This is a genomic window from Pseudomonas fluvialis, from assembly GCF_014207935.1.
In the GTDB taxonomy this organism is placed as follows: Bacteria; Pseudomonadota; Gammaproteobacteria; order Pseudomonadales; family Pseudomonadaceae; genus Aquipseudomonas; species Aquipseudomonas fluvialis_A.
On the sequence record NZ_JACHLL010000002.1, the window covers coordinates 388750 to 403204 of the forward strand.

A 14455-nucleotide genomic window follows, 5' to 3' on the forward strand; every position below is an offset into this window, starting at 1 on the left:
CGCGCTTATTGGCCAAAAAGATTGTTCCAGACCCGTTTCAGAGTATTCGGCTCTTCCTTGCTCGCCTCAGGCTCGGCCTTGCTCTGCTGAGCCTGCTCCTGCTGGCGCTGGGTCCGTGCCGCACGCGCCGAGGCCTGCAAACGCTGGTGCTCTCGCTGCATCTGCAGCAGTTCGGCATGCTCCGGCTGCACCTCCAGGCCACGCTCGATCATGCTCAGCGCCAGCGGGAAGTTGAAACGGGCATAGGCGTCCTTGGCCAGATCACGGTACAACTCGGCAACCTGCAGCAGTCCCGCCAAAGCCGCGGCATTATCCGCCTGCAGAGCAAGAATCTGCCGGTAATAGAACACCGCACTGTCATCTTCCGGGGTCAGCAGCCGCTTGTCGGCAATGCTCTGCTCGGCACGCGCCAGGTAGCCGGCGATACGCGCCTCCAGCAGCCGCTGAAGGCCGTCCAGTGCACCGGCGGCAGTGGCATCCAGCGCCAAGGCCTGACGGTAGTAATAGTCAGCGCTGTCATCGACGGGCTCGAGCAGCCTTCCTTCACTCAGCCGCTGGTCGCCCAGTACGACAAAGGAGGCGACACGCGCCTGCAGGACGCGCTGAAGACCCTCCAGCGCCGCGCGGTTGTCGTCATCGATCAGCAGCACCTGCTGAAAATAGTGATCGGCGCTGTCCTGCTCAGGCGCCACCAGTTGACCTTCAGCCAGGCGCTGTTCGGCTTGCGCCAACAGAGCATTGATCTGACTCTGCTGCTGCCAGTACAACCAGCCCGCCACGCCGGTACCCGCGGCGACCAGCAGTGTCAGCACCAGCAACAGCGGCATCATTGATCGCCGCGGGACGACTGACACCGACCCAGGACTGCGCGCGCCCGTCACAGGCGGAACACTGGCGGCCGTGACGGCCACCTTGTGCGCCGGACGCACCTGTGTGGCATCGGGGTCACCCAGGTCGATACCTTCCAGCGCCTTGAGCAAGGCCCGGCAATCGGCAAAACGCTTGTTAGGATCCTTGGCCAGCATGCGATTGAGCACACCCTGGAACACGGCCAGGTACTCCGGCAGCGTCGGTACGCCCATCTGCACGTGGTTCATCACGGTCTGGGTGAAGTTGGCCCCCCGGTAGGGATTAGTGCCGGTGAGCATCTCCAGAAAGATCACCCCCAGGCTGTAGATGTCGCTGCGCGCATCCAGGCGCAGACACTGGGTCTGCTCGGGGCTGCTGTAGGCCGGACTCCCCACCGCCACGCCAAAGTGGGTCAGCTCGCTGTCGATCTGGGTGTCCTTGGCGATACCAAAGTCGGTGATGACCGCGGTGCCATCACTACGAAACAGGATGTTGGCCGGTTTGATATCGCGGTGAATCAGGCCCTTCTCATGCACCACGGACAGACCTGTGGCGATCTGCTTGACGATCTCCAGCGCCCGTGCCGGGGCAAAAATCTCACCCTTGTGCTGGGCCAGATCGCCGCCTGGCACGAACTCCATCGCCAGGTAATAGCGACCATCGGCCAGACGATTGATGTCGTAGATGGTGATGACCGAGGGCGTATGCAGGGAAGCGACGATATGCCCTTCCTGTATGAAGCGGGTATTGAACTCTTCGTCATCGGCGCTCAGCAGCACCTTGACCGCCACCTTGCGCTGCAAGGACTGCTGGGTAGCCAGGTACACCTCAGCCATGCCGCCCTTGCCGAGGCGACCGTGCACGGTGTAACCGGGAATATCGATCAATGTGTCATTCATAGGTCATTCAGACTTCAGGCGCGTTTGCGCAAGGCAAACAGATGACCGAACAGGCCACGTTTGCGCGGTTCACTGACAGGCTCTGCCGGCAATGCCGGAGCCAGTACGATGCAAGATATATTGTCCTTGCCGCCGTGTTGCTTGGCCGCATTGACCAGCGAGGACACCAGGCCATCGAGCGTCGCTGCCTGGGTGCACAGATCGAGAATCTCTGCATCTTCCAGTTCGGTACTCAGACCATCACTGCACAACAGGAGGATTTCCCCGGCCTGCAGCTGCCCCTGCACGAAGCCGGGTTCGAACGCCTCGACCGGTAAGCCCAGGCACTGGGTGATCACATTACGCCGGGGATGCTGACGCGCCTGCTGCGCGGTCATTTCCCCGGCATCGACCATCGCCTGCACCCAGCTGTGGTCGCAACTAAGCTGCTCGACCTGCTGCGCGCTGATGCGGTAGGCACGGCTGTCCCCCACCCAAACCAGCTTGAAATCGATGCCATGCAGCTGCACCGCCACCAGTGTGGTGCCCATGCCACGGCTGGCGCTGTCCTCGGCGGCCGCCGCAATGATCGCCGCATGGGCAGAGCGTGCCGCCATGAGCAGATCAACCCCCTGCCCCACCTCCTCCTGCAACACCTTGACGGCCAGGGCACTGGCCACCTCGCCACGCTGGTGCCCACCCATGCCGTCGGCGACGGCCCACAGGCCAAGCTCGTGGTTACACAGCAAGGCATCTTCATTGTGCTCACGCACCTGCCCAGGATCGCTCAGGGCGGCAAAATGCGCATGGCTGGCTGACGGGGAACTGGACATAGGCAAGGCAGGGACCTGTATACGGCGGGTCATAGTCTAAGAGCGAGCCGACTGCGGGTACAGCGAACGGCGCGCAGCGGCCATGATGCTTGGCCGTCCAGGGACTGACCAGCCACCAAGCATGACAACACCGGCGAACTGTTAACCAGTCGAGGGTTGCCGCCAGTTCAGCGGGCTGACTCACCAGCTCGCGGAAGTCGCTATAATGCCTGCCGTTTCCTTATCCGCGCAGTCCAGTCCATGACACAGAACACGCCTGAAACAGAAACACCGACCATGTCGACAACCGATCCCGCACCCGAGGAGAAATCTGCCGGAGGTTTCACCTTCTCAGCCGCCAAACTGGCTGAGCTGGCCAAGCAGAAAAAAAACCAGCCCTGGTACCAGCAGGGTAACAACTGCAACCATGACCAGCGCCCCGGCCCTGCTCCACGCGGCACGCGCCGTGCGATGGGCAAACGCTGACCCCAGCCTTGGTTGGGCGCTGACCATCCGGCGGAATCCCCGCCCCAAAAGGCAGCATTCCCCTTGTCAGAGCAGGCTTAATCTCTGCATGCTAACCGCATAACAAAAAGGCCTTGAGCCAAGGAATGCGTTGGCATGCTGAACCGCCTGAAGAACGACTTTCAACTGTCGATCATTTCTCTCATGGGCCTGTTCGGGGTACTGGGTATTACACCCTATGCCATCTACCGCCTGAGCGAACACAACTGGGTGGTCGGCATCGCCGATTGCATCATCGTGCTGTCCACCCTGCTCGCCGTCGGCCACGCCTGGCGCACCGGCGACACGGTCAAACCCGGCCTGTGGGTGTCAATCATCTTCTCCATCGCCGCCACCGTGATCACCATCAAGCTGGGGGTCAACGGCCTGTTCTGGATCTATCCGCTGATTCTCTTCAACTTCTTCATGGTCACCCCCGGCAAGGCCCTGCTGACCATGATCGGCGTACTCAGCGCACTGGTTGGCTATGCCAGCAGTCATTCCGGCACGGTCTTTGAGAGCCATTACCAGATGGTTTCCTTCCTCGTCACCACGGGCATGGCCAGCATCCTTGCTTTCATCTTCGCCTACCGCACACGCAATCAGCGCGACCAACTGCAACGCCTGGCGAGCAAGGACCCTCTGACCGGCGCGCGCAATCGCCGCGCCATGAGCGAAGAGTTGCAGATGGCCGTCGCCGCCAAGCAGCGCAGCAGCGCCGACTTCGGCGTACTGGCGATGGACCTCGATCACTTCAAACAGATCAATGATCGCTTTGGCCACCACATCGGCGACCGCGTACTCACCGACTTTGTCAGCCTGGTCAAAAGCCACTCGCGCAAACAGGATCGGCTCTACCGCCTGGGCGGCGAGGAGTTTCTCCTGCTCCTGCCAGATACCGACTGCGCCGGGCTACGAGCCGCCGCCGAGCATCTGCTGCAACAGGTCAATCAGGGCCTGAGCAGCCCAGGCGGAGCGGTAACCGTATCGATCGGCGGCGCCAACCTGCAACACGAGGAAAGCTGGGAAAGCTGGCTGCACCGCGCCGACCAGCAGCTCTATGCCGCCAAACATGGTGGTCGCAACCGCAGCTGCATTGCCACCCCAGCCTGAAGCCATTAATCACTTTCGCACGCACAAAAAAGGCAGCCAAGGCTGCCTTTTTTGCGTGATGACTGAGCGAGGCATCAGCCCTCGAACAAGCCCTTGACTGGGAACAGGTTGTCGAACTGTGCCTGACTTTTGGTCGCCTTGGCCTGGAAGGTTTTCATCATGTCGTGCGGGCGGAACATGCCGGACTGCCAGGTTGCCATGTACTTGAGACTGTCGGCCACACTGTGGTCGCGACTGTAATTGAGCATCTCCTTGCAGCCGGTAACGGCAAGCGGCGAGTGCTTGGCAATCTGTGCAGCAATGGCCATCACGCCGTCGAGCATCGCCTCCTGGCTCTCGAACACCTGATTGACCAGGCCCAGCGCCAGCGCCTCCTGAGCCGAGAAATTGCGCCCGGTAAAGGCCAGTTCGCGCACGACGCCCTGCGGAATAAGCTTCGGCAAACGCTGCAGCGTACCGACGTCGGCAGTCATGCCCAGCTCAGTTTCCTTGATGGTGAAGTAGGCATCCGAAGTGGCGTAACGGCAGTCAGCCGCACAGACCATGTCCAGTGCTCCGCCGATACAGCCGCCATGAATCGCCGCCAGCACGGGCAAACGCACCTCTTCCAGCGAACTGAGCGTGGCCTGCAGCTGCAATACGACACGACGCAGGTTTTCCGCCATGCGCCCCGGATCGCCACCCATCGGTACACTTTTCGGATTGCTGAAAACGCCCAGATCCATGCCGGCGGAGAAATGCTTGCCGGTGGAGGAAATCACGATGACCCTCGCCTCGCCGCTGGCTTCGATGTCGCGCATGCACTGCGGCAACTCCACCCAGAAATCGGCATTCATCGAATTGAGCGCCTCAGGGCGACTCAACTGCACATGGGCAATGTGCTCGGCCAGGGTGACAGTGAAGCTTTTATAGGTCATCGCGAATACCCATCAGGAGGCCGGGCGGAATGCCCAAGCCGGCAGTGCGCCACGATAGGAGGGCAATCCTGACACTGTCAAGTTTACCTAGGTCATCCGCCTCGCCCTGCTTATACTCGGCTCCATGAGCACGCAAGAATCGCTTTATCACCACGGCAACCTGCGCCAGGCACTGCTCGACAGCAGCCTGGCGATTCTGCGCAGCGAAGGCATCGAAGCCCTGTCGCTGCGCCGCTTGGCCGAGCACACAGGGGTCTCGCGCGGCGCCCCCTACCATCACTTCCGCGACAAGCAGGCCCTACTCGCGTCAATTGGCGAACTGGGCTTTGCCGAGCTCGATAAACTCCTGCAAGCCGTCGTCGAGGATGAACAACAGCCACTTCACGAGCGCTTGCACCAGGCCGTGCTCGGCTACCTGGACTTCGCCACCCGCCAACCAGCGCTGTACGCGCTGATGTTCGGCCGGACGTTGTGGCAGGACAGCAACGATGAAGGCACCGCTGCGTTCCAGCGTTTTGCCAAGGATTGCTTTCGTCAGTACGTCAAACTGTTCGAGCGCTTAGTAGAGGAATGCTCGACAACTAGGCAAGCCCAGGCCCATCCACTGCGCCGGGCCCAGTCGCTATGGGCAACCCTTCACGGATTGGCCAGCCTCACCAATAACGGAGGCCTTTTCAAGGCAGAGGATTTGGCTGAGATAGCCTGCACAGGGCTAATCATGCCCACCAAAAAAAGTAACAACCCTGACTAGATCACAAATCCAATGTCACTTTCCCCATGCGGTCTGCCGGCACTTGCCAATACATAATCAGGCCTTCGAAAATCTCAACTTGCCAGCCACTTACAAGGATGCGTGATGCCCTCACCAAATGGATCCACAGCAGCTTCCTACATCAGCCTGTCGGGGAACACTCATATCGACAGCCTGCTTGGCGGAAGCAAATGGGGCGGAAACCTTGGTCAGGGTTTCAGCCTCAGTTACAGCTTCTTCAGCGAAGGACTGTCGTATTACGCCACCGACTATTCCAGCGACAACGAATACCTTGCTGCCTATCGTTTGACCAGCGGCCAGATGACCTCCATCCGCAATGCGCTGCAGAGCTGGGGCACCGTAACCAATTTAAGCTTCCAAGAGGTACAGGACAGTGCAACTTGGACTGGCGACCTGCGTTTTGCTGGTTATAGCGACATGGGCTCACAAGCCGCGGCCTGGGCCTACTATCCAACCACGGCTCCCGTTGGAGGAGATGTCTGGATTGGCCCTGCCACCAATGACACCGCCCCTCTGGCCGGAACTTATGATTTCCACACTTTCGTCCACGAGATAGGCCATGCCCTGGGCCTGAAACACACCTTTGAAACTGAAAGCGATAACAACAATATTCTGAGCGGCATCTATGATGATGCCCGCTATAGTGTCATGAGTTATAACGCCGACTATGACTTTCTGCCAAGCGGCCCCATGCTATTCGACGTTGCCGCCATTCAATATTTGTATGGCAAGAACATGGGCTGGCAGACAGGCAATAACACCTACAACTGGGATGCTAGCGCACGGATATTCCAGACAATTTGGGACGCTGGCGGAGTTGACACCATCGACGCCAGCAACCAGCTGCGTGGCGTCAGCATTAATCTCAACAGCGGTCAATTCAGCAGCATAGGCCAAGATATCTACAACTATGCTACCCGCCAGTACACCAACAACTGCCTGACCATTGCCTATGGCTGCACCATTGAAAACGCCACCGGCAGCGGCTACGCCGACCAACTCACAGGAAATGCTGCAAACAACACCCTCAACGGCGGTGCTGGTGCCGATCAAATGATCGGTGGCGACGGCTCGGACACCTATCATGTCGACAATATCGGAGACTCCGTTGTAGAGAGCAGCAATTCAGCCTCAGGTACTGACATTGTGCTCAGCAGCCTGGCGAACTACACATTGCCTGACAATGTAGAAAACTTGTTGCTATACGCCTCCGGAGCCATCCAAGGAAAAGGCAATGCGCTGAACAACATCATCTATGCAAGCCAAGGTGACAATGTCATTGATGGTGCGACTGGAGTAGACACAGCCTCTTACCAATTCTCAACCAGTGCAGTATCAGTCAGCCTGGCCAGTAGCGGAGCTCAAGCAACAGGAGGGTCCGGCGCAGACACCCTACTGAACATTGAGAACCTGTTTGGCAGTAACCATGCAGACAAACTATTCGGGAATACCAAGAACAACACACTCAACGGTGTCGGCGGTGCCGACCAGATGAGCGGAGGGGATGGCTCGGACACTTACTTCATAGACAATATTGGGGATACTGTCACAGAAACCAATAGCAGCTCAGCCACCGGCGGAGTCGACCAAGTACTAAGCAATCTTTCCTCCTATACACTCAGCAATAACGTTGAAAACTTACGAATTCTAAGTTCTGCCGCCGCCAATGGAACCGGCAACATACTAAATAACGTCATTCACGCTGGCAGTGGAAATAACACTCTGGATGGCAAAGAAGGATTTGATATCGCCTCGTACCAATTTTCAAGCGCAGGTATCACCTTTAATCTTTCCACAACTTCCAGCCAGGCAACCTCAGGCTCAGGAAATGACATGCTACTTAACTTCGAGGGCCTGCTCGGTAGCAACTTCAATGACATCCTGACTGGCGATAGCGCTGGCAACATTATCAATGGCGGGGCGGGAAATGACACAGTGAGTGGCGGTGCAGGCAATGACCTATTGCTTGGCGGCGCGGGCACAGACCAGCTTACCGGCGGCTCCGGCTCTGATCGCTTCATTTTTAATCTGCTTAGCGACATTGGCCTGAACGCACAGCGCGATGTCATACGCGACTTCCAGACGGGACAAGCTGCAGATCTAATTGACCTATCTGCGATTGATGCCAATATCACCAGCACAACCAACGATGCCTTCGCCTTCATTGGCAACGCTGCATTCAGCGCCAATGCCACAGGCCAATTGCGCTTTGCTAACGGCATACTCTTTGGCAGCGTAGATACTGATAACGCTGCAGAGTTCGAAATCCAGCTTTTAGGAGTCAACTCTCTCAGCGCCAACAGCCTCATCACCTGACAAGGCCAAGGGCTAGCCGCGAGCTCTCCGGCTGCCCAGAACCACCTAGCAGAAAATCCAGAAATGATTAGGTGAATACCCGATTGTCGAGTATGGTGTGTGCACTGGCTGCATGTGTCACCGTAAATCGACTTGTTTAGATCTCGATCCATTCACACCATCGGTTTCTTTACTCTTTGCACTCAGTCATGGCCCGGGCTGTTCCGGCGCTGTGCAAACTTTGTTCAAGGAGACTCTCATGTCCGAACGTCAAACTGGCACCGTCAAGTGGTTCAACGATGAAAAAGGCTTCGGCTTCATCACCCCGGAAAACGGTCCTGACCTGTTTGTGCACTACCGCTCGATCCAGAGCACTGGTTTCAAAAGCCTGCAGGAAGGCCAAAAGGTCTCCTTCGTGGCAGTGAAAGGCCAGAAAGGTATGCAAGCTGACGAGGTACAGGTGGTCTAATCACCTGCCCTGTCAAAGAGAACCGGCCCACGGGCCGGTTTTTTTATCTCCGCTGTCTGCCCATGGCAGCAGCAACTGCAGAGGATCAGCAAATGCGCGTGAAGGGCTCGAATAAAGTTGCCAAACCGGCTCCGGCCGTGGAAACCCGCGAATCCATCGAGGCTCAGGTTGCGGCCTTTCTGCAAAGCGGCGGCGAGATCCAACAGGTAGAGCGCGGCGTCAGTGGCCAGGTATGGACCCCGAGCCGACAGATCTCCCTGGGCAAGAAGTAAGCCGCTGCAATCGTGGCAGCAGGCTAACTCGTAGCCTGCGCCGCCACCCTGCTGTACCGGCCAATACCTCGGCCACCCTCCAGAAATATCCTGCCAGCGTCTAGTTTCTCGCGTGCGAGATATGAAAGCTTTGCACTCCCGGATGCATCTCCAGAGCCTTGGCCAAACCGATCATCGGCGTGCCACAGTTTCGGCAATTGGCAATAGCCACAAAGCGCCATTCCGGAGCTCCCTGGGAAAAGCTGATGCTGATCGAACCCATGGCCATATCGAAGCCGTGCGTCATCAGAAACGCACGCAACGCACCCTCCTCCGGACAGAACTCACTGTCAAAACGCAACGTCAGTCCAATCGCCGGGCGCTGCGGCAGCCAGGACTCGATTCGTGACAGTCCGAGCATGCACATGGCTGACAACAACGCCAGCAGAATACCCGCCGCATAAAAGCCCACCCCCACCAGCACACCAATGGCCGACGAAGCCCAGATTGACGCTGCCGTGGTCAGGCCACTGATATTCAACCCCTCACGCATGATCACCCCTGCGCCGAGAAAGCCGATGCCTGTGACAATGCCCTGAATGATCCGCGTTGGGTCAGTGCCCATGGCGCTTGGCGTGGCATGCCCGCCATACCAGCCGACCGAATAGCCAGCGATCACCGTCAATGCACAGGAAGCCATGCACACCAGACCATAGGTGCGCATACCGGCGGCGCGGCCATGGTAAGCACGCTCGTAACCCACCAGGCATCCCAACAGCAGGGCTCCCAGTAGATTGAGGAAAATCACCAGATTGATCTGCAGCGACTGGACGGACCAATAATCAAGCAGGCTGGGTAACGACAGAGGTTGCATGAACATTGCTCCACAGGGACTTATCTCTAAGCGTAGATAAGCTCCAGTGGAGCAGCACAAAGGCGACAGAAAATATAGGCTGACTCAAGGCAGGCGAATGCGATCCGCCTCAATGATAATCAGCCCCTGCTTGTAGAGACCGCCAATAGCTTTCTTGAAATTGCCCTTGCTCACGCCGAACAGACTACTGATCTGCTCCGGCGAACTCTTATCACTGAGCGGCAGCTGGCCGCCCGTCTCACGCAATTTGGCCAGGATCTGCTCACTGAGGCTGCTGGCCGCCTCGCGCCCAACCGGCTGCAGGCTAAGACTGATCTTGCCATCGGCGCGCACTTCACGAATGAAGCCACGCTCGCGCATGCCGCTACGCAGAAACTTGAACACTTCATTGTTGTGGATAAGGCCCCAGTGTTCATTGTTGATGATGGCCTTGAAGCCCATGTCGGTCTGCTCCACCACCAGCAGATCAACTTCCTGCCCGGACGCATAGCGCACCGGCGTCTTGTCCAGGTAACGGTCCAGACGCGCCGTGGCAGTAATCCGCCGCGTACGCTGATCGAGATAGACATACACCACACAGTAGTCGCCGACCTGCAGCGGACGCTTCTCTTCCGAATGCGGCAGCAACAGATCCTTGGGCAGGCCCCAATCGAGAAATAGGCCAACGCGATTGATCTCGGCAACCTTGAGGCTGGCAAAGCCGCCGACCTGCACCTTGGGTTTCTGTGTCGTGGCAATCAGACGATCTTCACTATCCAGATAAACAAAGACATTCAGCCAATCGCCCACCTCCAATTCCTCACCCTTGGGGATATAACGCTTGGGCAAAAGAATCTCGCCGTCGGCGCCGCCATCCAGATAGAGGCCAAAATCGGTGTATTTGGTGACTTGCAGAGAGTTGTATCGGCCAATGGCTGCCATGGGAAATACCAGAACTGATCAGCCTGCATTCTAACCCAGCACAAAAGACCTGATGCCGCTTTCGTTGCACGGCCAACCCATGCCGCGCCAGCCAGTAAAGCAGCACCTCCTGGCCGGAAAAGACGCACATCACAAACTTAGCGCAGGCAAAAATCCAAGTGGCGCTAATTATTCTGCAACCGAGCTAATCTTTCAGTGTGCCACCGGATATATTTCGAAATAGTGTCACACCCGGCTCACTGCAACTCTTGCCCGACCCGGCCTGTCCCACTTAAGTCCTTATTGCTTTACGGAGCGTCCGTGCATCCTCCCAGCAGCCGACTGTTGTCTTCTGTGTCCCTCTGGCTGGCGCCGGCCAGCCTGTTTCTGCTGATCCCGCTGCTCAGCCGCTGGTACCTGAATTGGCAACACCCCTACGGCTATCTATCGGACCTGGCCTTCGGCCTGCTACTGCTCATGCTCTGCAGGGGCCGGCCGCGCTGGTTTGCTTTGCCATTGATGCTGCTGTGGCTGCTCTGCCAGATAGGCAGCCTGGAGATGATCGAAGCCGTCGGGCGCATGCCCGAACTGAACGACCTGCGCTATCTGACCGACCCGCAATTCATTGGTAACTCGACTGCCGGCAGCAGCGGCGGCCTTAGCCATCCCCTGACGGCAGCTGCCCTGCTGCTGGCACTGCTGCTCAGCCTGCTGCATCGCCCGCGGCGCCGGGAGCGTGCCGCGCCCTGGTTGCTTGCCCTACCCGTCGCCCTGCTGCTGGGCCACGCAGGCAGTCAATGGTACCAACCCAGTGAAGTCAGCCAGTGGCAACAATTCAATCTGCCGCACAAGTGGCTGGCCGAAGGCCTCAGTCGAGTTCAGTTGAAACTGGAAGAGCATCTGGATGACACGCCGGAAACCGAACCGGACATCGGCAGCCTGACCCAACTGGACCTCAACGGCCGCAAGCTGGTGGCGGATCGCGGCCAGGCGCGCAATGTACTGATCATTACCCTGGAAGGCATCCCCGGCGCCTATATCAGCGCCAACCGTACCGCCCTGAACGTTCCCAGCGGCCCGCCCTTGATGCCCAAACTGAGCAGTTGGGCCGAACGCGGCATGAGCACGCCGGACTATGTACTGCACAGCCACCAGACCATTCGCGGCCTCTACGCGATGCTCTGCGGCGATTACAGCAAACTCGACTCGGGCACGCCCAAAGGCGTGGAGCTGCTCAACAACAGCAGCCGCAGCCGCCAATGCCTGCCGTCTCAACTGCGTCAGCGTGGTTTTTCCACGCACTTTCTGCAGGGGGCCGGACTGCGATTCATGGCCAAGGACAAGATCATGCCGCAAATGGGTTTCCAAAAGACCCTGGGGCGTGACTGGTTCCGCAACAAACCCAATCTGGAGTTCCCCTGGGGCATGGATGACAAAGCCTACTTCGAGGGAGCCCTGGGTTACGTCAAGCAGCTACGTCGGCAGCGCCAGCCGTGGATGCTGACCCTGCTGACCGTAGGCACTCACCAACCCTACTCGGCGCCAGAGGAGTACCTGCAGCGCTACCCGGACGGCAAGCAGGCCGCAGTGGCCTACCTCGACGATGCGATCGACGGTTTCCTCGGCCAGCTGGAGCAGATGGGCGTATTGAAGAACACTCTGGTCATCGTTACCTCCGACGAATCCCACGGCATCGACAATGTGCGCCTGGCTTCGGCCTGGGGCCTCAACCTGATCCTCGCTCCTGAGCAGGACCGCCTGCCGGCCCTCAAGGGCGGTGTCTATGGCCATGTCGACATGACGGCCTCGGTGCTCGACTACTTTGGCCTGCCGGTACCAGGCAACTTGATCGGCCGCTCGCTGTTCCGCGACTACGACAGCGGACGCCCCATGATTTCCTACACCAATGGCCTGCTACGCCTGCATGACGGTCAGGAAACCTTCAGCGAGTGCGACTTCCAGCAGGTCTGTCGACGCTACCGCAGCGAGGGCTTCATCGCCGCAAACGCCGAATTCCTTGGCCGTTTTCGTGGTCGCGAGGCGCGCCTAATCAGCCGCAGCGCCGCCCTGCTCGATCAGTCACTGCAGGGCGGACAGGCTGGCCAGCAGTACCAGTTCGCCACCCGCGAACGCATCCGCCTCAAGGACAGCATTCATGACGACTGGACCGACAACCTGATCGGCGCCCAGTACCTGGAAATGCCCAGCCACAGCCGTACCACGGTGACCCTGAAAATTCGCCCCCTGAAGCTCGACCGTGCCGGTGCGCGCCTGCTGCTGAAAACCAAGGAATACGATCGCGACATCAACCTGGCCATTCCGCCGCTGCCGCCGCTCAAGCCAGGGCAGCCACTGGAGTTGAGCTTCGACTTCGCCAACGAAAAGGCGCGCAAAGCCTTTTCCTTTCACCTGCTCGCGGAAGGCCATGGCGCCATCGAGATCACCGATTTCAGCGTGACCACGCTGCCCATCGAAGTGCCGACACTGGCAGAGCCAAGCCCCCCTGCCAGCGCCCTGCGCTAGAGCGCCCCAGCACGCCACCCGCTGTCTCGCTCGGGATATGCCGGTGGCGCGCAACTGTGTCATGATCTTTCCGCACTTTTCTTGAGGGCATGCCTGTATCCAAGGGCTGCTGGAGGGCCAAGAAAGCTGCAGCGAAAGGTCGAGTGATCGATCGTTTAGCCAAACTGACACAGCCAAGGAAGTGCCATGACACCAGCCCCTGCGGACAAACTCATCTCCCGTGACCTGCTCGATGTGCTGATCCGCGCCGGCCTGATCGGCGTACTGGTGATGTTCTGCTACCAGGTCTTCCAGCCATTCCTCAACCTGATGCTGTGGTCGATGATCCTCGCGATCACCCTCTATCCGCTGCACGGCAAGCTGAAGGCTCGCCTGGGCAACAACGATGGACGCGCCGCCACCGCGCTTGTGGTGCTCAGCATCGCCATCCTGCTGGTGCCGGTGTATCTGCTCGGTGCCTCCATGGCCGAGTCGATTGAGGGAAGCATCGCTCTGGTCAAGAGTGGCGAGATGCATATCCCCCGCCCAGCCGAATCCGTGGCCAGTTGGCCATTGATCGGCCAGCAGCTGCACGATCTCTGGCTGCAGGCCTCCACCGACCTGACCAGTCTGCTGAAGAAGATCGCTCCACAACTCAAGGATGTCAGCCTGAGTCTGCTCGGCAAACTGGCCGGCATCGGCATGGGCTTTCTGGTGTTCATCTTCGCCCTGATCATCGCCGGTATCTTCATGGCCTTCGGCGACAGCGGCAGCCGCAGCGCCGTACAGATTTTCTCGCGCATTTCCGGGGTCGACAAAGGCCCGAAAATTGCCGAACTGTGCACCGCCACCATTCGCGCCGTCGCCCAGGGCGTGGTCGGTATTGCCTTTATTCAGATGCTGCTGATAGGCGCCGGCTTTGTCGTCATGGGCATCCCGGGTGCCGGCCTGCTCGCCCTGGCGATCCTGCTGCTTGGCATCATGCAATTGCCCGCCACGCTGATCACCATTCCAGTCATCGCCTATGTATTTGCCACCGAAGGCGCCAGCGTGGCCTCGATCATCTTTGCCATCTACACCTTCGTGGCTGGCCTCGCCGACAACGTGCTCAAACCTCTGCTGCTTGGCCGTGGCGTTGATGTGCCGATGCCGGTGGTACTGATCGGCGCCCTCGGCGGCATGGTAACCAGCGGCATCATCGGCCTGTTCATCGGCCCGGTGATCCTCGGGGTTGGCTACCAGTTGTTCTGGCAGTGGGTCGAGGACCAAAACGAACAGACTGCTACGGACGATAACAACGCGTCCCGGCAATGACCGCC

13 protein-coding genes are annotated in these 14455 nt (G+C 58.9%); 8 read left to right on the plus strand and 5 right to left on the minus strand.

Translation table 11 applies throughout. The features are described 5' to 3' along the window. Nucleotides 1-5 precede the first annotated feature (5 nt). Nucleotides 6-1748 (minus strand): serine/threonine-protein kinase, encoded by a 1743-nt coding sequence (locus HNP49_RS06855; protein WP_184681794.1) that lies wholly within the window; start codon nt 1746-1748, stop codon nt 6-8. Between the two features lie 14 nt (nt 1749-1762). Continuing rightward, nucleotides 1763-2560, minus strand: a complete 798-nt coding sequence (locus HNP49_RS06860; protein WP_184681796.1) for a PP2C family serine/threonine-protein phosphatase — start codon at nt 2558-2560, stop codon at nt 1763-1765. Nucleotides 2561-2800: 240 nt separating this feature from the next. Here HNP49_RS06860 and HNP49_RS06865 point away from each other — a divergent pair, with 240 nt between their 5' ends. After that, complete coding sequence (locus tag HNP49_RS06865) at nt 2801-3025, plus strand: hypothetical protein (protein WP_184681798.1); 225 nt, start codon at nt 2801-2803, stop codon at nt 3023-3025. 135 nt (nt 3026-3160) lie between these two features. Then, the gene (locus tag HNP49_RS06870) at nt 3161-4156 is read left to right on the plus strand and encodes a GGDEF domain-containing protein (RefSeq protein WP_184681799.1); all 996 of its coding nucleotides are present in this window, start codon (nt 3161-3163) and stop codon (nt 4154-4156) included. A gap of 74 nt (nt 4157-4230) precedes the next feature. Here the strand turns inward: HNP49_RS06870 and HNP49_RS06875 are convergent, their stop codons facing one another. After that, nucleotides 4231-5073, minus strand: a complete 843-nt coding sequence (locus HNP49_RS06875) for a crotonase/enoyl-CoA hydratase family protein (protein WP_184681800.1) — start codon at nt 5071-5073, stop codon at nt 4231-4233. 124 nt (nt 5074-5197) lie between these two features. On the opposite strand from HNP49_RS06875, the gene HNP49_RS06880 reads away from it, so the two are divergent. The 4 genes from HNP49_RS06880 (at nt 5198) to HNP49_RS06895 (ending at nt 8881) form a co-directional block, all read left to right on the plus strand. Further along, nucleotides 5198-5824, plus strand: a complete 627-nt coding sequence (locus HNP49_RS06880) for a TetR/AcrR family transcriptional regulator (RefSeq protein WP_184681801.1) — start codon at nt 5198-5200, stop codon at nt 5822-5824. A 105-nt stretch (nt 5825-5929) separates the two neighbouring features. Further along, on the plus strand, nt 5930-8161 hold the full coding sequence (locus tag HNP49_RS06885) for a M10 family metallopeptidase C-terminal domain-containing protein (RefSeq protein ID WP_184681802.1): 2232 nt from the start codon (nt 5930-5932) through the stop codon (nt 8159-8161). Nucleotides 8162-8399: 238 nt separating this feature from the next. Continuing rightward, a complete protein-coding gene (locus tag HNP49_RS06890; RefSeq protein ID WP_095939308.1) occupies nt 8400-8609 on the plus strand; it encodes a cold-shock protein in 210 nt (69 codons plus the stop codon). A gap of 92 nt (nt 8610-8701) precedes the next feature. Beyond that, nucleotides 8702-8881: a hypothetical protein gene (locus HNP49_RS06895; RefSeq protein WP_095939309.1), complete on the plus strand. Its 180-nt coding sequence runs from the start codon at nt 8702-8704 to the stop codon at nt 8879-8881. Nucleotides 8882-8981: 100 nt separating this feature from the next. Here the strand turns inward: HNP49_RS06895 and HNP49_RS06900 are convergent, their stop codons facing one another. Beyond that, entirely contained in the window at nt 8982-9734 is a 753-nt protein-coding gene (locus HNP49_RS06900) for an MgtC/SapB family protein (RefSeq protein ID WP_184681803.1), read from the minus strand. An 84-nt stretch (nt 9735-9818) separates the two neighbouring features. Then, nucleotides 9819-10655 carry a S1 RNA-binding domain-containing protein gene (locus tag HNP49_RS06905; RefSeq protein WP_184681804.1) on the minus strand — a complete coding sequence of 279 codons (837 nt, stop codon included), beginning with the start codon at nt 10653-10655 and terminating at the stop codon, nt 9819-9821. Between the two features lie 300 nt (nt 10656-10955). On the opposite strand from HNP49_RS06905, the gene HNP49_RS06910 reads away from it, so the two are divergent. Next, complete coding sequence (locus HNP49_RS06910; protein WP_184681805.1) at nt 10956-13157, plus strand: LTA synthase family protein; 2202 nt, start codon at nt 10956-10958, stop codon at nt 13155-13157. Between the two features lie 186 nt (nt 13158-13343). Further along, nucleotides 13344-14450 carry an AI-2E family transporter gene (locus HNP49_RS06915; RefSeq protein WP_184681807.1) on the plus strand — a complete coding sequence of 369 codons (1107 nt, stop codon included), beginning with the start codon at nt 13344-13346 and terminating at the stop codon, nt 14448-14450. Nucleotides 14451-14455 lie beyond the last annotated feature (5 nt).